The organism is Sedimenticola selenatireducens DSM 17993 (assembly GCF_000428045.1).
GTDB lineage: Bacteria > Pseudomonadota > Gammaproteobacteria > Chromatiales > Chromatiaceae > Sedimenticola > Sedimenticola selenatireducens.
On record NZ_ATZE01000033.1, the window covers coordinates 1 to 18,451 of the forward strand.

Annotated in this window: 15 protein-coding genes and 1 pseudogene; 8 read left to right on the forward strand and 8 right to left on the reverse strand. The window is 60.9% G+C overall.

What is annotated here, in order from left to right; genetic code table 11:
* Positions 1–383 (forward strand): annotated as a pseudogene (locus A3GO_RS24475) (hypothetical protein); the annotation flags it as partial.
* On the forward strand, positions 365–568 hold the full coding sequence (locus A3GO_RS25490; protein WP_029134601.1) for a hypothetical protein: 204 nt from the start codon (positions 365–367) through the stop codon (positions 566–568). The pseudogene A3GO_RS24475 and the gene A3GO_RS25490, both read left to right, overlap by 19 nt.
* Before the next feature lie 469 nt (positions 569–1,037).
* Here A3GO_RS25490 and A3GO_RS0118110 read toward each other — a convergent pair whose 3' ends face one another.
* The 4 genes from A3GO_RS0118110 to A3GO_RS0118125 form a co-directional block, all read right to left on the reverse strand.
* The gene (locus A3GO_RS0118110) at positions 1,038–1,271 is read right to left on the reverse strand and encodes a FeoC-like transcriptional regulator (protein ID WP_245621781.1); all 234 of its coding nucleotides are present in this window, start codon (positions 1,269–1,271) and stop codon (positions 1,038–1,040) included.
* A complete protein-coding gene (gene feoB, locus A3GO_RS0118115; protein ID WP_245621782.1) occupies positions 1,271–3,583 on the reverse strand; it encodes a Fe(2+) transporter permease subunit FeoB in 2,313 nt (770 codons plus the stop codon). The genes A3GO_RS0118110 and feoB overlap by 1 nt, the downstream gene beginning before the upstream one ends.
* Before the next feature lie 42 nt (positions 3,584–3,625).
* Positions 3,626–3,880 carry a FeoA domain-containing protein gene (locus tag A3GO_RS0118120; RefSeq protein ID WP_029134604.1) on the reverse strand — a complete coding sequence of 85 codons (255 nt, stop codon included), beginning with the start codon at positions 3,878–3,880 and terminating at the stop codon, positions 3,626–3,628.
* A gap of 234 nt (positions 3,881–4,114) precedes the next feature.
* On the reverse strand, positions 4,115–4,828 hold the full coding sequence (locus tag A3GO_RS0118125; RefSeq protein WP_029134605.1) for a class I SAM-dependent methyltransferase: 714 nt from the start codon (positions 4,826–4,828) through the stop codon (positions 4,115–4,117).
* Between the two features lie 107 nt (positions 4,829–4,935).
* On the opposite strand from A3GO_RS0118125, the gene A3GO_RS0118130 reads away from it, so the two are divergent.
* From A3GO_RS0118130 to A3GO_RS0118145, 4 genes are all read left to right on the forward strand, one after another.
* Complete coding sequence (locus tag A3GO_RS0118130; protein WP_037375942.1) at positions 4,936–6,696, forward strand: chloride channel protein; 1,761 nt, start codon at positions 4,936–4,938, stop codon at positions 6,694–6,696.
* Positions 6,697–6,868: 172 nt separating this feature from the next.
* Positions 6,869–7,828: a polyphosphate kinase 2 gene (gene ppk2 / locus A3GO_RS0118135; protein WP_245621783.1), complete on the forward strand. Its 960-nt coding sequence runs from the start codon at positions 6,869–6,871 to the stop codon at positions 7,826–7,828.
* Complete coding sequence (locus A3GO_RS0118140; protein ID WP_245621784.1) at positions 7,825–8,487, forward strand: methyltransferase family protein; 663 nt, start codon at positions 7,825–7,827, stop codon at positions 8,485–8,487. The genes ppk2 and A3GO_RS0118140 overlap by 4 nt, the downstream gene beginning before the upstream one ends.
* 248 nt (positions 8,488–8,735) lie before the next feature.
* The gene (locus A3GO_RS0118145; protein WP_029134609.1) at positions 8,736–9,059 is read left to right on the forward strand and encodes a PilZ domain-containing protein; all 324 of its coding nucleotides are present in this window, start codon (positions 8,736–8,738) and stop codon (positions 9,057–9,059) included.
* 52 nt (positions 9,060–9,111) lie between these two features.
* Here A3GO_RS0118145 and A3GO_RS0118150 read toward each other — a convergent pair whose 3' ends face one another.
* Complete coding sequence (locus A3GO_RS0118150; RefSeq protein WP_029134610.1) at positions 9,112–10,080, reverse strand: 2-hydroxyacid dehydrogenase; 969 nt, start codon at positions 10,078–10,080, stop codon at positions 9,112–9,114.
* Positions 10,081–10,465: 385 nt separating this feature from the next.
* Here A3GO_RS0118150 and A3GO_RS0118160 point away from each other — a divergent pair, with 385 nt between their 5' ends.
* On the forward strand, positions 10,466–14,329 hold the full coding sequence (locus tag A3GO_RS0118160; RefSeq protein ID WP_029134612.1) for a DUF3683 domain-containing protein: 3,864 nt from the start codon (positions 10,466–10,468) through the stop codon (positions 14,327–14,329).
* A gap of 435 nt (positions 14,330–14,764) precedes the next feature.
* On the opposite strand, the gene A3GO_RS0118165 is transcribed toward A3GO_RS0118160, so the two are convergent.
* Genes A3GO_RS0118165 through A3GO_RS0118175 form a run of 3 tightly spaced genes read right to left on the reverse strand, consistent with a single transcriptional unit; the run spans position 14,765 to position 16,951 of the window.
* Positions 14,765–15,424 (reverse strand): hypothetical protein, encoded by a 660-nt coding sequence (locus A3GO_RS0118165; protein ID WP_029134613.1) that lies wholly within the window; start codon positions 15,422–15,424, stop codon positions 14,765–14,767.
* Between the two features lie 7 nt (positions 15,425–15,431).
* The gene (locus A3GO_RS24480; protein WP_051302603.1) at positions 15,432–16,535 is read right to left on the reverse strand and encodes an AI-2E family transporter; all 1,104 of its coding nucleotides are present in this window, start codon (positions 16,533–16,535) and stop codon (positions 15,432–15,434) included.
* Entirely contained in the window at positions 16,535–16,951 is a 417-nt protein-coding gene (locus A3GO_RS0118175) for a hypothetical protein (protein WP_029134614.1), read from the reverse strand. Before A3GO_RS0118175 ends, A3GO_RS24480 begins: the two co-directional genes overlap by 1 nt.
* A gap of 179 nt (positions 16,952–17,130) precedes the next feature.
* Between A3GO_RS0118175 and A3GO_RS0118180 the strand changes: the two genes are divergently transcribed.
* A complete protein-coding gene (locus A3GO_RS0118180; RefSeq protein WP_029134615.1) occupies positions 17,131–18,330 on the forward strand; it encodes a TraB/GumN family protein in 1,200 nt (399 codons plus the stop codon).
* Positions 18,331–18,451: the final 121 nt, after the last annotated feature.

Below are 18,451 nucleotides of genomic sequence, written 5' to 3' on the forward strand. Positions count from 1 at the left end.
ACGATTACAACGATGCTGAAGCCATCGCGGAGGCGTGTCTGCAGGGACGGATTCGGTCAGTGCCCCCCAAAACGCAGGAGGAACAGGACCGGCAGAGTTTCCACCGGATACGCCGGCAGCTGATCAATGAGCAGACCCGGCTGATCAATCAGCAGGTGAAGGAGGATGAGGTATATCAGCGGCTGATGAGTATTCCGGGATTCGGGCCGGTGGTGAGTAGCGTATTTCGCAACTGGCTGGGGGATGGCCGGCAGTTTCGTCGGGGCCGTGACGTATCGGCCGGCCGCCCTGGGGATTGTCCCGCGCCAACACAGTACGGGGGGGTAAGCCGCTGTTGCTGGGGCTCACCAAAAAGGGGGACAAAATGCTGCGGTCATTATTGATTCATGGGGCACGCTCAGTGGTCATGCATGCCGACAAGAAGACGGATGCCTTGAGCCGCTGGATACAGCGTCTGGTGCAGCGGCGCGGTTTCAACAAGGCCGTGGTAGCCCTGGCCAACAAGCAGGCACGCATTGGCTGGCTGGTGGTCACGCGGGGCGAAGTTTATCAGGTACGGCCTGCATGAGGCGGGCGCCGTAGCGGGGATGCCTCCCCGGATAGGGATATCGCGTAGCAGGCACCTTTCCACGGGTTGCGAGGGCAATTGGGAGTTGATGACACAACAGGTCAAATCGGCGTACTGAAAACCTGGCTAATCCGACGGCATCCCATGCCGATAGATCGATAGGGACCCGCTCATCAAGGCCAGAGGCGACAAGGCCTCATCAACAGGCCGGATATACGGCAGCTAACCTATCTCTGCCATCAACGAGAAAAAGCCTTGGAAAGGGGAAGGAGACCATATACGGGTTAGCCGACGGCGTAACCCGATGGGAGATGATGGGCACGCTGCGCTTCGCCCATCCTGCCTGACTGGGAGGTTGGATTAGCCGCGAGTGATCCGACGATGCCGGTTCGCACCCGGGCCGAATTCCCGGCGAGGGCGCCGCTCCTAAAGCAGGTGGACAGAAAACAGGGGTGGCCACGCGCTGAGCTCAGTCAGCGGATTTCTCATCTCTCCACTCATAAAACTCCATACTGTCCGGCCGGCATTTGCCGCAGCTGGAACCGCAGGCGGCGTTGAGCTGCTGATGCCGGACCCTGCCCTTGCGTATCCAGGTCTCCAGCATGCCGCGCGCCGCATCCGGTGTCGTCCCCAGGTGCAGGGCAATATCGGACAGACAGACCGGCCCGCGGTTTTGCAGATAACGTTTAATGTCGGCAAGCATCAGGCGGTGGCCTTTTTATTGGTTGCCGGCTGTGCCTGCGGATCCCGGCTGCCCCAGATGCGCAGTCCAATAATGACGGCGGTGATGAACAGGCTCAGACCGATTATCCAGGCCGCTGAACTGGCACTGTGCCTGCCGAAGGTTGCTGCCTGATAGAAAATGGTCGAGGTGGTGTAGGCGACACCGGTGGTCCAGGCAGCCACAAACAGGGCCCAGGCGCCACCGGCTTCACGCACAATGGCGCCGATCGTGGCCACACAAGGGAAGTAGAGCAGGATGAACAGCAGATAGGCGAAGGCGCCTGCCTGGCCATCGAAGCGGGCTGCCATGGCGCCGAAGATGCCGCTGTTCACGGCCTGCGCCGCGGCCGCGTTTTCAAGTGAACTGATATCGCCTACATCCAGCCCCAGCGGATCGAGCAATGTGTCGCGAATGGCGGCGAGATTGTCCGGGACAGTGGCCGCCGCCTCGCCCAGGCGGGTCCAGAGATTGAACGGGGGTGCTTCCCCGGTGGTGCCGGCATCCTGTTCCGCCAGCCGCGTGTAGATCGAGTCCAGGGTGCCTACCACCACCTCTTTCGCCAACACACCGGTAAAGATACCCACCGTGGCCGGCCAGTTCTCCTCCTTGATTCCCATAGGTGCAAACAGCGGTGTCACGGACTTGCCCATCTCGCTGAGTACCGACTGGTTGCTGTCCTGGTTGCCGAAGCCGCCATCGCTGCCGATAGAGTTGAGCACGTTCAGGGCAAGAACCATCACCACGATCACCTTGCCGGCGTCGCGGATAAACAGCTTGACCCGATCCCAGGTACGCAGCATGACTCCTTTCAGCGTAGGCAGATGGTAGGGCGGCAGCTCCATCATGAAACCGCTGCTCTCGCCGGAGAGCAGGGTGCGGCGCATGATCATGCCGGTCAGTACCGCGATCAATATGCCGATCAGGTAGAGCAGAAACACCAGATTCTGGCCATTGCTGGGAAAGAAGGCGGCGGCGAACAGGGCGTACACCGGCAGCCGCGCACCACAGGACATGAAGGGATTCATCAGAATGGTGAGCTTGCGTTCCCGCTGGTTCTCCAGGGTGCGGGTTGCCATCACGGCCGGCACATTGCAGCCGAAGCCGACAATCAGTGGCACGAACGCCTTGCCCGGCAGGCCAATGGTGCGCATGGCGCGGTCCATCACAAAGGCCGCCCTGGCCATGTAGCCGGTGTCTTCAAGCACCGACAGAAACAGGTAGAGACAGGCGATGATGGGGATGAACGTCGAGACCACCTGGATGCCGCCGCCAAAGCCGTCGGCAATAAACACCCGGGCCCACTGGGGCAAGCCGAGGCCGGCCAGCCAGTGATTCAGCCCCTCCACCATAACCGCTCCCACGGCCATGTCGAAGAAGTCGATGAAGGCGCCGCCGATGTTGATGGTAAACATGAACATCAGGTACATCAGCAGCATGAATATCGGGATGCCGGCGACCCGGTTGAGGACGATCTTGTCAATCCGGTCGGACAGGTTGCGCCCGACCCGTCCCTGTTCACGCAGTACCCGCTGCGCCAGGACATGGGCGTGACCATAGCGGGCGTCGGCAATGTGAATATCCGCATCCTCACCGGCGCGGTCGCGAATACGTTCCTGCCACTGCTCCACCAGCGGGCGTATCTCCTCCCCCGCCAGGGTGAAGGCGTGGGCGTCATTCTCCAGTAGTTTCAGCGCCAGCCAGCGCCGGTTGGCAGCGACTGGCACTTCGTCGAGCTGGCCGGTGATCTCGGTGATGGCCTGTTCCACGCAGTCCTCATGGGTCACCTGAAACGCCTGCCCGTCCTGTCCGATCAGACTGTCTATGGCCTGTTTGAGTGCGTCCATGCCCTCGCCCGTGACCGCCACCACCGGTACCACCGGACACCCCAGTTCCTGGCTGAGCCGTTCGATGTCCACCTCTATTCCGCGCTTGCGCGCCACATCCATCATGTTGAGCGCCACAACGATGGGTATCCCCATCTCCCGTAACTGCACACTGAAATAGAGATTGCGCTCCAGGTTGGAGGCGTCCAGCACATTGATGATCAGTTCCGCGTCACGGGATAGCAGGTAGTCGCGGGTGACCTGTTCGTCCAGGGAGGAGGCATCCAGCGAGTAGATGCCGGGTAGATCAATAATGGCCACGTCACTGCCGGCGAGCTGGAAACGTCCCTCCTTGCGATCCACCGTGACACCGGGCCAGTTGCCGGTCTTCTGCCGGATGCCGGTGAAGGCGTTGAACAGCGCGGATTTGCCGCAGTTGGGATTGCCGCCCAGGGCGATGGTGAGCACGGTCTCCTCCGGTGACCGGATGCTCCGGCCTTGGATTGGCGTTTATTGGTCGAGTGGCTGCATCAGCAGTTTATCCGCAACACTGCTGCCGAGGGCGACCCGGGTACCGGCACTGGCCACCACCACGCCGCGGCGGCGTTGTTGCAGGACGGTAATCTCCGAGCCGACCCTTAGCCCCAGACCCAGCAGACGTCTGGCCAAGCCCTTATCCCCCTGTATTCGGCTGATGCGAGCCTGTGCCCCGGTAGGAACATGGTCCAGGGTAACAATATTGTCAGCGGCTACGGCGGCATCCATGACAGCGATATCTCAATAAGAATGATTAACGTTTAATTTATCATCGATGTATATCAGGAACAACTGATTAAGGAAAAAACTTTGAAAAAAAGGGGTTGTCTGTGCATCGAGTCGAAGGAGCGGCCTGAGCCGCAAATGCTTCTCCAGCGGCCCACAGGTCGCAGCTAAAGCAGCTCCTACAATCGGGTGCGTTACCCTTGGCTGGAGCGGCCGTCGACCCCTCCATGGGGCGCCTTATGATCCCGGTTTTTGCAGCAGGTCGACCCGAGAGGGCTTGAGGAAGTGAGCACCGTCCTCGTCCATGTGGCGGTTGAAGGCGTTGCGGATTCTTCGGTAGAGGGCCTCGTCAATCTGATGGTTGGTATGGGTGACCTGGATCATTCGTTCATCAAACTCGGCAAAATCACGGTAGCTGCCGGGGGCGTTGAAAAAGATCTGTTGCACCAGTAGCAACTCATTTTTTGCCACGCTGTTTTGCACGGCCGCGAAAGCGGCTTCACGCACCTGCTTTTCATCATTGAACAGGCGCAGTATCTCGTTGAAGTCGCCGGCGTAGACCGGCTCCGAGATATAGGCCAGCCCACCGGGCCTGAGCACCCGCGCGATCTCGGACAGGGCCAGGCCCATCAGCGGCAGCGGTACATGGTGCAGTGATTTCAGCATTATCACTACATCGACACTGTTATCTTCCAGGTCAATGGCTTCCGCGCCGCCTGCAGTAAAAGTGACGTTGGGGAGGTCATCGATCAGCAGGTTTTTCCCATGTTGTATAGTATCGACTTCCGTGGCGATGATCTGGCGGGGCTGAAAGCGTTCCGCCAGTTGACGGGTCATCCAGGCGCGTCCGCAGCCCAGCTCAAGCAGTAGCTTGTCCTGGATCGGGAGATGTTGCTGAATAATCTCCAACTCTGTGGCAGTCTGATATTTTTCCGGCTCGTTGATCTGCATACCGCTGTTCCTGTTCAGGGGTTGTCCGGCGGGCTTTTCGTATCACCATTGCCGGATGGCTGTTTTGAATTCGGCGCCTATGTTGATGGCGGATAATCTATAACACAATGAGAAAAAACAATCTGAAGCAAAGGATTCACCTCTGGTCCGGGGATCAGCTGGAGCAGTTGCGGCTCCATCTCGCCCGTCATGACGCCCTGTTGCAGCTCTCCCTGCTGGGCCTGCTGACCGGCTTGCTCGCCGGTACCGTGATTGTGCTGTTCCGGATGGTGGTGGAGCAGACTCAGGCGGGGTTTCTGGCCGATGGACTACCCGAGAACTACGAGGCCCTCTCCCCCTGGCTGCGTTTTCTGCTGCCGATCGCGGGGGCGTTGATCATTGCCCTGTTCTTTCACCTGTACGCAAAAGGGGAGACGGTACTCGGGGTGACCTATGTGATGGAGCGAATGGCCTATCACCAGGGCTACCTTACCTTCAGGAGTTTTGTGCTCCAGTTTGTCGGCGCGGCCGCTGCGATTATCAGCGGCCACTCGGTCGGCCGGGAGGGGCCGCATATACTATTGGGCGCGGCGGCCGGCAGCCTGCTGGGGCAGCGGCTGTTCCTGCCCAATAACAGTATCCGTACCCTGGTGGGTTGTGGCACCGCGGCCGGCATCGCCGCCTCTTTCAATACGCCCCTGGCGGGTGTCATCTTTGCCCTGGAAGTGGTGATGATGGAATATTCCCTGGTCAGCTTCATCCCGGTCATTCTGGCGGCGGTAACGGCTACCGGTATCTCCATTGCCGCGTTTGGCAATGCACCGGCTTTCGAGATTCCGCCCATGACCCTGCCGTCGCTGGCGGAGATACCGGTAGTGCTGTTGCTCGGGCTCCTGGTCGGCGGACTCTCGGCGCTGTTTATTCAACTGATGCAGATGACCACGGCCCGGGTAACCCGGGTGGCATTCTGGCGGCGCGTCCTGGCCGCCGGTGTGCTGATGGGGGTGGTCGGTTTTCTGGTGCCCCAGGCCATGGGGATTGGTTATGACACCGTTAACAGCGCCCTGCTGGGTGAATTGGGAATAACGCTTCTCATGATAATACTGGTGGCCAAGGTGCTGGCCACCGTGGCTTGTCTTGGTCTGGGTGTTCCCGGTGGAAATATCGGCCCGCTGCTGTTCCTGGGTGGCTGCCTGGGCAGTCTCACCGGTCAGATTGCCACCCATGTCTTTCATCACGAAACGCTGGATGTCGGCTTCTATGCGCTGCTCGGTATGGGGGCGATGATGGGGGCCACGCTGCAGGCGCCGCTGGCGGCGCTGACCGCCATGATGGAACTGACCCATTCTCCCCAGACCATCATGCCCGGCATGCTGGTGATCGTCGTGGCGGGGCTCACGGTGAGCGAACTGTTCCGCAAGGAGTCGCTGTTCCTCACTCTGATGCGGGCGATCGGCAAGGACTACGATACCAACCCGGTGATGCTGGCGCTGCGACGGGCCGGTGTTGCCAGCGTCATGCACAAGCGCTTTGTGCGACCGGATCGCCGGATCAGTCGTGACAAGGCTGAGGCGCTGTTGCGGGACCAGCCGGAATGGTTGCTGATACAGGGGGATGAGCGACCGGTCGGGCTGATGCCGGCGGTGGATCTGGTGCGCTTTCTGAAAACCGAGGAAGGTATCACGGTGAGCCAGATAGACCTGTTGGAGATCCCCGGGCAGCGCGTCGATGTGGCGCCGATCTATCTCCAGGCCACCCTGCAAGAGGCGTTGGAAAGGCTCAATCGCGGGGCTGAGGCACTCTACGTGGAGCGCATGACCGCCCCCGGTATTCGGCGGATCTATGGGGTGTTGACCCGGGAGCAGTTGGAGTCCGCCTACAAGCTCTGAGGCCGGAACTTCCTTGCGCGGTGCCGATGAGGCGGTGGCGGTTGATATGGCTCAAGGGAAGCACGCTTTACTGCCGGCACTGCATGCAGCGCGCGACATCGGAGCGTACTATCAAAGCAGAGGTCGGGCTTTTACGCTCGGAAGGGTTAGGTTTGCGATGGAGCAAGTGGCGATGACGGAAGAGAAAGGTCAGGATAAAAAAGTTGCGGACAGCGTGACTGAACCGAATGTACTGGAGATGAAAAAGGAGTCGGCGCCGCTGACAGATGGTGCACTGAAAAAGCTGGAGGCGGAAAATCGCACGCTGCGCTCGGAACTGGAGGCGTTGCAGACCAGAGGTGACAAAGCCGTCAAGCGGTTTGAACGGGAGGAGGAGCTCAAGCCCTACCAGGCCGAGCTGATCAAGATGCAGCAGTACCTGGAGTCCACCGGCACCCGGATGATTATCCTGTTCGAAGGCCGGGATGCCGCTGGCAAGGGCGGTACGATTCGTCGTGTGACACGTTATATGAACGAAAAACATTACCGGGTGGTGGCGTTGGGTAAGCCGACCGAACAAGAGAAGACCCAGTGGTTTTTCCAGAAGTATGTACAGCAGTTTCCCCGCGGTGGAGAGGTGGTGCTGTTCGACCGTAGTTGGTATAACCGGGCGATGGTGGAGCCGGTGTTCGGTTTCTGCAGCGATGAAGAGTATCGAAACTTTATGCGTGGCGTGAGCGGCTTCGAAAAGGACCTGGTACGTCAGGGCACGGTCCTGATCAAGCTCTATTTCAGTGTCACCAAGGATGAGCAGGCGCGCCGTTTTGACCGGCGGAAAAATGATCCGCTGCGGCAGTGGAAACTGAGTGAGGTGGATGTGCAGGCGCAGGAGCGCTGGGACGATTTCACCAATGTGAAGTACGAGATGTTGCGCAAGACCAATACCACCCACGCCCCCTGGACCGTCATCCGTTCCAATGACAAGCACCAGGCCAGGCTCAATGCGATCAAGATGATCCTGAATTCAGTGCCCTATGAACGGCTCAATCCGAAACTTGATTTTGTTCCGAACCCCAAAGTGCTGGTATCCGGTTCCCGGGAACTTGAGATCATGGAGGCGCAACTGCTGAAGATAGGCAAGTTCACCCATTGACCGGGCTGGGCCTCACTGTTGAGCAGATTGTGCTCACCTGCGCCGTCTGGGTGCTGTATGGTCTGTTGCACTCCTTTACCGCTTCGTTGGGCCTGAAGCGCTGGGTGGCGCGGCGCTGGCCCGGGCAGATGCCGCTCTACAGGCTGGCCTTCAACCTGCTCTCGGCCGTTTTGCTGATCCCGCCGCTGCTGCTCATCTACCTTTGGCATGGCGACTGGCTCTGGCAGTGGACAGGTGTGGGCTGGTGGATCAGCAATGGGCTGGCTCTGGCGGCAATGGGCGGCTTCGTCTGGTCATTGCGCTATTACGACGGTAGTGAATTCATCGGCTTGCGGCAGTGGCGCGAACGGGAGAGGCGGGTCGAGGACCAGGAGCGTTTCTACATCTCGCCGCTGCACCGGTTCGTGCGCCATCCCTGGTACTCTCTTGGGTTGGTCATTATCTGGACCCGCAATATGGACGGTGTGTTTCTGATCTCCAGTCTGATGATCACCGGCTATTTCATGCTCGGTTCGCGCCTCGAAGAGCGCAAGCTGCTGGTCTATCACGGGACCCGCTACCGCCTTTATCGGGAACGGGTTCCCGCCCTGGTTCCCCTGCCCTGGCGCTATCTGACGGCGGCGCAGGCAGAGGCGCTGATGCGCGATGACTGCCCGTAAACGGCTGCTGTCGGTCAGGCTTGCGGCATCCTGGGAGCGGCTGATGCCGCTCTTGCCGGACGCGGTTTCCATAAGCCCGGTCGGGTCGGGGTGAAAAAAACCACCCATGCCCTTCAGTATCGGGAAAACTGGTCGACCCATAGGGATAATCTGTTTTTTTACTGATGTTGGGCTACCAGGACTGCGGCGCGGTTGGCAGCCGTTTTTGCAAGGCCGGGGACTTGAACAATAATCCATAGGGGTGACCGATGCAGGAGTATTCAGAAAAACGGGACTTTTATCGTATGGCAGTGGACTGTGCGGCGCGATACCGGGTGGATGGCGCAGGGAGCGTTCAGAATGCCACGGTCAAGGATCTCAGCGCCGGCGGTGTGCAGTTGCGCACCGCGCATGAAGTGGATTCCGGGGCGACCCTGAATGTGGAGATTCAGCCCGGCAAGGCGATCACGCCCCCCTTGCATGCCGTGGCGAAGGTGATTCGTTGCACGCCGACGGGCGATGGCGGATTCTCCATCGCCTGCACTATCGAACGGATGCTGTCGGTGGATGAGGCGGGGGCCGATTTCCCCTGACCGATAGTGGCAGGTCGGCGTCTACCGGACCTGCCGTCAACTTGCCTGTTCCCTAACGGCTCTCGACCCGATTGGCGGAGCCGCCCGCCAGATAATCCCTGATGTTTTCCGCCACGCCATCCAGCAGGCGTTGCCGTGCCTCCCGGCTTGCCCAGGCGTTGTGTGGGGTGACGATCAGATTGGGGATGTCGGCCTGCAGCAGCGGTTGGTCATTCGTCGGCGGCTCCCTGGTCAGCACATCCACCCCGGCACCCCCCAGCGCGCCCTTTCTCAAGGCGTTTGCCAGGGCGCGCTCATCGACTATGCCGCCCCGGGCGGTATTGATCAGCAGCGCGTCCGGACGCATCAATGCCAGCTCGGTGGCGCCAATCAGGTTTTGCGTCTCCGGGGTCAGTGGGCAGTGCAGGGTCAGGATATCCACCTGGGGTAACAGCTCGTTCAGCGGCAGACGTCCGGCTTGCGGTTTGCCTCCCGGGCGCTGGGCCAGCAGAACCTGCATGTCGAACGCCTCGGCAATCCGCGCCACGCCCTTGCCCAGGGTGCCGTATCCGACAATCCCCAGGGTCTTGCCGGCAATCTCGCGGATCGGATAATCCATCAGGCAGAACATGTCGCTGCGCTGCCAGTCACCGCGCCGCACCGCCGCCTGGTATTCCAGCAGACGGGTAGTCAGGGCGAGAATCAGGCAGAAGGTGTGCTGGGCCACGGTGGCGGTGCCATATCCGGTGACATTGGTGACGGCGATACCACGCTCGGCCGCAGCCTGCAGATCTACATTGTTGGTACCGGTGGCGGATACGCAGATCAGCTTCAGCTCCGGCAACTGCTCCAGTAGCGGGCGGTCCAGTACCACCTTGTTGCTGACCACCAGGGTGGCATCGCGGACCCGCTCCAGGGTCTGTTCCGCGGCGGTGGTGGGATGGAGTCGCCAGTCGAATGGCGTAGTGGTGATGGTGCTGAGATCCAGGTCGCCCATATCCAGGGTGGCGGTATCGAGAAAGACGGCTTTAGCTTGTGTCATGGAAAAGTTCCTCTGTTGTATGGTCGATTCTAACAACAGAAGGCATGTTTGATTAGTCGCCCGTGGCCTGGGTGTTTTCCCCGTCAGGGCCCCAGGCATAAAAAGTCTTGCGGCCTTCACCGTCCAGGGCAACCGTTTTAAGGGAGCCCTTCCTGTCTGCGTGTCCTGGGAGTGAATATATTCCCGGATTTGAGAACTCTGGTTCCGTGAACAGCCCAAACTTACCCTGCAATTTCAAAGGTTTCCTTCCGGGTGGCTTGAACAGAAGACCTACTGTTTCAGTCCGGATTGGGCTAAAATGGACGCCTCACCTGTACAGATGGCGCTGTGCATACCCTAACTGCTGACACCGCGAGTAACTCTTCCTTCAGAGTTGATAGATCCTATGGCCGACCCCGCAATCGAACCCCAGCGTATCCGCGAGATACCCTACAACTACACCTCGTTTTCCGACCGGGAGATCGTGATCCGTTTCCTGGGCGAGGAGATGTGGCAGGTGATCGAAACGCTGCGCGGCAGTCGCCGCACCGGCCGCTCCGCCCGTATGCTCTACGAGGTGCTGGGGGATATGTGGGTGGTGGTGCGCAACCCCTATCTGCAGGACGACCTGCTGATGGATACGGTGCGGCGCGGCGCCCTGATCGACGCCCTCAAGCATCGGCTGGATCAGTTCGAGGCGCGTACCAACGGCAACGAGGATGCCATCCGGCTGCTGGCCGCTGCCCGGGTCGCCGTAGAAAAGTTCTCGGCCTGTTTTCAACGCAACCAGGATCTGCGCCGACAGGTGAGCCGGGCGTTGTCCAAAATTACCCGTCGAGACAATATCGATTTCGGTGGTCTGGCCAGGGTATCCCACGCCACCGATGCCACCGATTGGCGCGTTGAGGTACCGTTCGTGGTGATCTGCCCGGACCGGGAAGAGGAGGTGGCGCCTATCGTGCGCGCCTGTATCGAAAGCGGCCTGACCATCATCCCGCGTGGCGGCGGTACCGGTTATACCGGCTCGGCCGTTCCCCTCGATCCCTACTGTGCCGTGATCAATACCGAAAAACTGGAAAGGCTGGGCGAGGTGGAATATCGCGAGCTGCCGGGTGTCGAGGGTCAGGTGCCGACGGTCGAAACCGGTGCAGGCGTGGTGACCAAGCGGGTCTCTGACCTGGCGTCCGAACATGGCCTCGCCTTCGCTGTCGATCCCACGTCGCAAAATGCCTCCACCATCGGCGGCAATATCGCCATGAATGCCGGCGGCAAGAAGGCGGTGCTCTGGGGTACCACCCTGGATAACCTCGCCTCCTGGCGCATGGTAATGCCGGACTCCCACTGGCTGGAGGTGGAGCGGCTGAACCACAACCTGGGCAAGATACATGAACAGGAGCGGGTCAGTTTCCGTATCACCCGCTACCAGGCGGATGGTAAAACCCGGGTCGGCGAGCCGGAGCTCCTGGAGATGCCCGGGGCCAGTTTCCGCAAGGCGGGACTGGGCAAGGACGTGACCGACAAGTTCCTCTCCGGCCTGCCCGGGGTGCAGAAAGAGGGCTGTGACGGTCTGATTACCTCGGCCCGCTTTATCCTGCATCGCATGCCGGATCATGTGCGCACCGTCTGTATGGAGTTTTTCGGTTCCGACCTCTCCAGGGCGGTGCCGGCCATTATCGAGATCCGCGATACCATCGGCGCCACCGACGGGGTTGAGATGGTGGGTTTGGAACACCTGGACGAGCGCTATATCAAGGCGGTCAAGTACAGCACCAAGGCGCCGCGCCGTGAGCGACCCAAGATGGTGCTGATCACCGACTTGGTGTCGGATGACGAGGACGCGGTGGCGAAAGCTGCGTCTGAAGTGGTGCGGCTGGTGAATGCCCGCGAGGGCGAGGGGTTTATCGCCGTCAGCCCCGAGGCGCGGCGCCGCTTCTGGCTCGATCGCAGCCGCACCGCCGCCATCTCCGCCCACACCAACGCCTTCAAGGTGAACGAGGATGTGGTGATCCCCCTGGAACGGCTGGCGGAGTACAGCCGCGGCATTGAGCAGATCAATATCGAGCAGTCGATCAGCAACAAACTGCAGATCATGCGCGCGGTGCTCAACTACCTGGGCGGGCCCATGCCGGAATTGCGGCTGCCGGAGGAGTACGAGGAGTCGGAAGAGAGCCGTGCCATCCTGCGGGCCAAGCGGGATGCCGCCTGCGAGGTAGTGGCCACGGCCGAACAGCGCTGGCAGCAGATCCTGGCCAACCTGGAGTCGCCGGCGGAAGATTTCACCGCATTGCTGCGGGAGAAGGAGCTGGCCAAACGGCAAGCGGGCGACAGCCTGCTGGACATGATGCTGCGGCGCGATCTGGTGCACAACTACCGCAAGGAGGTGGCGGCACGGCTGAACGAGATCTTCGATGGTCAGGATATGCTGGCGGTGCAGGAACGCCTCAACAGCATCCATGGCGAGATCCGCGATGCGCGTCTGTTTGTCGCCCTGCACATGCACGCTGGCGACGGCAACGTGCACACCAACATCCCGGTGCACTCGCATAACTACGAGATGCTGCACGAATCCGAACGCATGGTGGAGCGCATCATGGCGCTGGCCAAATCCCTCGACGGAGTGATCTCCGGTGAGCACGGTATCGGCCTGACCAAGATCCAGTTCATGGAGGCCGACAAGCTGCGCGACTTCGTCGCCTACAAGGAGCGGGTCGATCCCGAGCGCCACTTCAACCGCGGCAAGCTGATGCCCGGCTCCAGCCTGGACGGCGCCTACACCCCGTCCCTGCGCCTGGTGCAGCAGGAGGCGATCATTCTGGAGGCGAGCGAGCTGGGTGAGCTCAACGACGACATCAAGCATTGCCTGCGCTGCGGCAAGTGCAAGCCGGTCTGCATGACCCATGTGCCGCGCGCCAATCTGCTCTATTCGCCGCGCAACAAGATCCTTGGCACCGGCCTGATCATCGAGGCGTTCCTCTACGAGGAGCAGACCCGGCGCGGCATCTCCCTGCGCCACTTCGAAGAGATGAACGACGTGGCGGACCACTGCACGATCTGCCACAAATGCCTCAACCCCTGCCCGGTCGATATCGACTTCGGTGATGTCACCGTGCGCATGCGCAAGATACTCACCGAGCAGGGCAAGAAACGCCGCAATATCGGCACCTGGGCGGCCATGTCGTTTCTCAATACCACCGATCCCCGTACCATCCGCAGCCTGCGCAAGGGCATGCTGGAGTGGGGCTTCAAGGGGTTGGCACTCGGCCATGCGCTATTCAGGCGTGCCGGTATGCTGGGGCGCGGCAAGCAGATTCCCCACGCCACCACCGGCCGGCCGGAGCCGAAGGCACTGGTGGTGGAGCTGGTGCGTCGGCCGATCCGCGTGGAGCTGCCGAAGAAGACTACCCGCGCCCTGCTGGGGATCGAAGATAGCGACATGATCCCGATCTTCCGCGACCCGGCAAAGGTCAACGACGAGTCGGACGCTATTTTCTATTTCCCCGGCTGCGGCTCCGAGCGGCTGTTTAGTGACGTGGGACTGGCCACCATCGCCATGCTCTATGAGCTGGGCAACGAGGTGGTGCTGCCACCGGGCTATCTCTGCTGCGGTTATCCCCAGACCGCGGCGGGTCAGCATGCCAAGGGGTTGGAGATCACCACCGGCAACCGGGTGCTGTTCCACCGGGTGGCCAATACCCTCAACTACATGGATATCAAGACGGTGGTCGTCTCCTGCGGCACCTGTATCGACCAGCTCATGAAGTATGAGTTTGACAAGATCTTCCCCGGTTGCCGGCTGCTGGATATCCACGAGTACCTGATGGAGAAGGGGGTGGTGCTGGAGCATGCAAGCGGAACCGAATACCTCTACCACGATCCCTGCCACAGCCCGATGAAGCAGTACAACCCCACCGAGGTGGCCTCCAGGCTGATGGACAAAAAGGTGTTGTTGTCCGACCGCTGTTGTGGCGAGGCCGGTACCCTGGGTACGGCGCGGCCGGATATCGCCAGCCAGCTGCGCTACCGCAAGGTGGAGGAGCTGGAGCAGGGGATCAAGGCCCTGAGTGGCAACGAACGCGCGGTCAACGGCAACGTGAAGATGCTCACCTCCTGTCCCGCCTGTACCCAGGGGCTGAACCGCTACAAGGATGAGACCGGACTGGAGGTCTCCTATATCGTCGAGGAGCTGGTGCGCGATCGGCTGGGTGAAAACTGGCAACAGGGCTTTGTCGAGCGGGTGATGAAGGGTGGCATCGAACGGGTGCTGCTCTGAGAGACGGGTCGTTGCCCCTACGGTGTTGAAAGGCTATGTCCCAATTAGTTGTTGGTCTTGTTTTGGTTTGGCTTGGCGATTCGCCCGGTAGGAGCGGCGCCTCGCCGCGAATTCGGCCCGGGGCGGGACTCCTCCAGGTTAAACCCCTCTCCCGCGGCCAAGCGTAACGGTAGGAGCGGCGCCTCGCCGCGAATTCGGCCCGGGGCGGGACTCCTGCAGGTTAANCCCNNNNCNGNGNCCAAGCGTAACGGTAGGAGCGGCGCCTCGCCGCGAATTCGGCCCGGGGCGGGACTCCTGCAGGTTAAACCCCTCTCCGGTGGCCAAGCGTAGCGGTAGGAGTGGCTTCAGCCGCGAATTTCGCGGATAAACCTGCTCCTGCAAAAAGGCCACTTCTCAGGCAACAGTTAACTGGGACAGAGCCTTTTGAAACCCCGGTCAATTGTCCCGGTGCCGCGCCAGCTCCTGGAGTCGTGCCTTGGCTTCTTCCGGAATGTCGGCGGTCTGTTCCAGCAGTTGTTTTCCCGACTCCGCCAACGCTTCAAGCTGTGCCTGGTCGAACAGGGAGCAGGCCGCCTGCAGTGCTTCCGGTGAGGCGGAGAGCAGGCTGGGCAGCAGTTCATGTGCTTCGATCACCGAGTCCGGATCCAGCAGGTCGGCCACCAGCGGATAGGTCAGCAGGGCGTAATGGGCGGTGCGCGCGGCCTCCTCGTCGGCCAGTTCCTGCAGTGCTACAGCATCGTTGCCTGCCCCTTTCTTAACCGCCTGCATCACCACCGCCACCAGTTTCTCGACCCCCGCCTGGATTTCATGCTGATCATCCACCATGCGGGCCGCTTGTTCATAGGTCTGGTCCAGCCGTTCCTTGATCGAGAGGATCAGCTCGCTGTCGGCGTTATCTGGCAGGCGCATCGCCTCATGGACCAGGGCACGGAATGCACTGATGAACTCCACCAGCTCCTCATGGTCCAGGCGCTGGGCCTCTTCAAGCTGCGCCGGGCTGATGGTGCGTTGGTTTTCCGGGAACAGTGGGTTGTGCTGTTTGCGCAGCAGGTGGCGCTCCCGTTTTCCGGGGAAAGTGCTGAATCTCAATGGCATAGGGATACTACTCGTCGGTCTCTCGTTTATGGGGCAGCCGCCAGCCAAGCAAGCCGCCCGGCTTGGTGCGCTCGGGTTCATCCTCGACCTCGGGGCCGAGCAGAATGGCCAGCCAGCGGGTATCGTCGTTGCTGTCCAGGGCGATCTTGATGGTCATGGTCAGAGGCACCGAAAGGAACATGCCGACAGTACCCAGCACCCAGCCCCAGAATACCAGGGAAAGAAATACTACCAGACTGGAGAGTCCCAGGCCCTTGCCCATGAAGCGGGGTTCGATCACGTTGCCGACCAGATTGTTGGCCAGCAGGTACCCCAGCGCCGCCCAGGCGGTGCCGCCCGCTCCCAGTTGCACCAGCGCCAGCAGCAGGGCAGGAATGGCGGCGATGATGGAGCCGATGTTGGGCACGAAATTGAGGAAGAAGGCGATCACGCCCCACAGCACCGGGTAATCCACCCCGACCACCAGCAGCCAGAGATAGATAATTGCGCCGGTGAGCAGGCTGGTGCCGGTCTTGATCACCATGTAGCGCTTGATGTTGTCGATAAACTGGTCGAAGTGGGGGAACGACTGCTCCGGGTTGGCCAGGATGCGCCGCAGCTTGGCCGGGAAACTGGAGGCCTCCAGCAGGATAAACACCACCGTCAGCAGGATCAGGAAGGTGTTGGTCAGCAGTCCGCCCAGGCTGCTGAGTCCCTGCGCCGCCATCGACATCGCCTTGGCCGGATCGAGCAGCTTGGAGAAGATCTGCTCCGGTACCGGCACACCCATCCCCGACAGCCACTGCAGACCTTCGCCGGTGAGGGTTTTCAGCTTGGCCTGATAGCTGGGCAGCTGGGAGGAGAAGTCATCCACTGCATTGCCCACCAGTACCCCCAGCAGCAGTCCGATGGAAGCGATCGCCAGGATCACCAGGATGATTGCGATCACCGAGGGAACCCGGTAGGCGCGCAGAAAAAACAGCGCCGGGGCGGCAATAATGGCGATAAATCCTGAGAGCAGAAACGGCACCAGCACACCCTGGGCCTCGCGCATGCCGGCTACCACAATGACAAAGGCCGCCGTGGTCAGCAGTATGCGGCCACCGTTGGCCGGTCGGCTCGTTTCGGACACTAGCGGAACTCGGGTATCGGGTTAATGCGAAACCAGGTTTCGGCCTCGGGGTCATACTCCCAGAGCTGCTGGTCTTGGATGGTTTTTTCCACCTGACGGTCATCGAAAATAAAGCCGATGACGGCGGTCTGGGCCGCCTGGTTCTCCGAAACCAGATCGGGTAGCCGGATCACCTTGTAATCGGTAATGCTGACATTGTTCAGGTTAGTGGGAACCGGGGTTTTCGCGGCGATATCCTGGCGCAGGAAGTTGTAGGCCTGTCCCGGGTAACCCCAGCGTACGGTCGATTGGTAGGCCTTCAGCCGGTCCTGCAGTGTCTCCTCTTTTTTATCCTGCATCAGATTCAGGGTCTTGCATCCGGTGAGCAGGCTCAGTGTCAGCAGGATGAGGGTGGTTTTCAGGGCGGTTCCGGTCATGTTTCACTCCTTAATCTCGTGTCGGCAGTGTAACCCGGATCAGTGGAAAATTGTACGCGGCCATTTATACACCGATTGGCCGGACCGGGATGAGACCAGGAGCATGAATGGGCGTTGCGGGAAAGACAAAGCGCTGCTGAAGGGGGTATGATGCGCGGCTTGTCAGGGAGCCAAAATTAATGTCAGAACACGCGGAACAGGAGCCTCTGGTCGAGGTCCGGATTGGTAATAGTCAGGTCACTTTGCTGGGGACCGCCCATGTCTCGCGCGCCAGCGCCGAGAAGGTCCGCGAGTTACTGGACGGGGGGGGCTATGATGCGGTGGCGGTGGAGCTCTGTCCCAGCCGTTATCACGCCATTCTCGATCCCGATGCCCTCTCGCGCATGGACCTGTTCAAGGTGATCCGGGAGGGCAAGGTGAGCATGGTGGCGGCCAACCTGGCGCTGGGCGCCTATCAGCAGCGGCTGGCCGAACAGTTTGATATAGAGCCGGGCGCGGAACAGCTGGCAGCGATCCGCCACGCCCAGGCGCATCACAAGCCGGTGCTGCTGATTGATCGTGAAATCGGCGTCACCCTGAAGCGGGTGCTGCACAACGTACCCTGGTGGAAGCGCTTCGGGCTGTTCGCCGGGCTACTGGGCAGCCTGATCTCCCGCGATGAGGTGAGCGAGGCGGATATCGAGGGGCTGAAAGAGGGGGATGTGCTGGAGCACACCTTTGCCGAGTTTGCCGAGGACCGCAAGGATCTGTTTCTGCCACTGATTGACGAGCGGGACCGCTACATGGCTGCGCGGTTGCTGCAGGAGTTGCAGGCGCAGTCGCCAGAACGGGTGCTGGCGGTGGTCGGCGCCGGCCATCTGAAGGGTATCCAGGCCTATCTGGACGCGGGTATGGAACGACCGGCCCGGGAGATCAAGAAACTGGATCACCTGCCCTCCCCCAGCCGCTGGCCCAAGCTGATTCCCTGGCTGATCGTGGCGCTGGTGATGACTGGCTTTGTGATCGGCTTTATGCGCAGCCCGGAGTTGGGCTGGCAACTGGTGATGGACTGGGTGCTGATCAATGGTGTGCTGTCGGCCCTGGGTGCATTACTCGCAGCCGGACATCCGCTGACGATTCTGACGGCGTTTGTGGCGGCGCCGATCACCTCGCTGAATCCCACGGTTGGCGCCGGTATGGTGACGGCCGCCATGGAGATCTATCTGCGCAAACCGGAAGTGGGGGATTTTTCCCGCCTCAAGCACGATACCACCCAGGTGCGCGGCTGGTGGCGCAACCGGGTCTCCCGCACCCTGCTGGTGTTTCTGTTCAGTACTCTGGGCTCGGCCGTCGGCACCTACCTGGCCGGCTTCCGCATCTTTGGACGATTGGCGGGGTAGGCGCATCCAGACACAGGGGAGCCACGCCATCCATAGGGCGGGCATGGCCCGCCCTATGCCGGTTCCGTATCTTGGTCCGGCTGGGTGGTGGTTGTGCTGGACGCGCAGGTTGGGATTCGGT

Excerpts from the sequence above, each read along its gene's own strand:
- A3GO_RS0118120 (WP_029134604.1), bottom strand. The coding sequence starts at position 3,880 with ATGGATGCCGCCGTAGCCGCTGACAATATTGTTACCCTGGACCATGTT.
- A3GO_RS0118180 (WP_029134615.1), top strand. The coding sequence starts at position 17,131 with ATGTCAGAACACGCGGAACAGGAGCCTCTGGTCGAGGTCCGGATTGGT.
- A3GO_RS0118130 (WP_037375942.1), top strand. The coding sequence starts at position 4,936 with ATGAGAAAAAACAATCTGAAGCAAAGGATTCACCTCTGGTCCGGGGAT.
- A3GO_RS0118110 (WP_245621781.1), bottom strand. The coding sequence starts at position 1,271 with ATGCTTGCCGACATTAAACGTTATCTGCAAAACCGCGGGCCGGTCTGT.
- ppk2 (WP_245621783.1), top strand. The coding sequence starts at position 6,869 with ATGACGGAAGAGAAAGGTCAGGATAAAAAAGTTGCGGACAGCGTGACT.
- A3GO_RS0118145 (WP_029134609.1), top strand. The coding sequence starts at position 8,736 with ATGCAGGAGTATTCAGAAAAACGGGACTTTTATCGTATGGCAGTGGAC.
- A3GO_RS0118125 (WP_029134605.1), bottom strand. The coding sequence starts at position 4,828 with ATGCAGATCAACGAGCCGGAAAAATATCAGACTGCCACAGAGTTGGAG.
- A3GO_RS25490 (WP_029134601.1), top strand. The coding sequence starts at position 365 with ATGCTGCGGTCATTATTGATTCATGGGGCACGCTCAGTGGTCATGCAT.
- A3GO_RS0118160 (WP_029134612.1), top strand. The coding sequence starts at position 10,466 with ATGGCCGACCCCGCAATCGAACCCCAGCGTATCCGCGAGATACCCTAC.
- A3GO_RS0118165 (WP_029134613.1), bottom strand. The coding sequence starts at position 15,424 with ATGCCATTGAGATTCAGCACTTTCCCCGGAAAACGGGAGCGCCACCTG.
- A3GO_RS0118175 (WP_029134614.1), bottom strand. The coding sequence starts at position 16,951 with ATGACCGGAACCGCCCTGAAAACCACCCTCATCCTGCTGACACTGAGC.
- A3GO_RS0118150 (WP_029134610.1), bottom strand. The coding sequence starts at position 10,080 with ATGACACAAGCTAAAGCCGTCTTTCTCGATACCGCCACCCTGGATATG.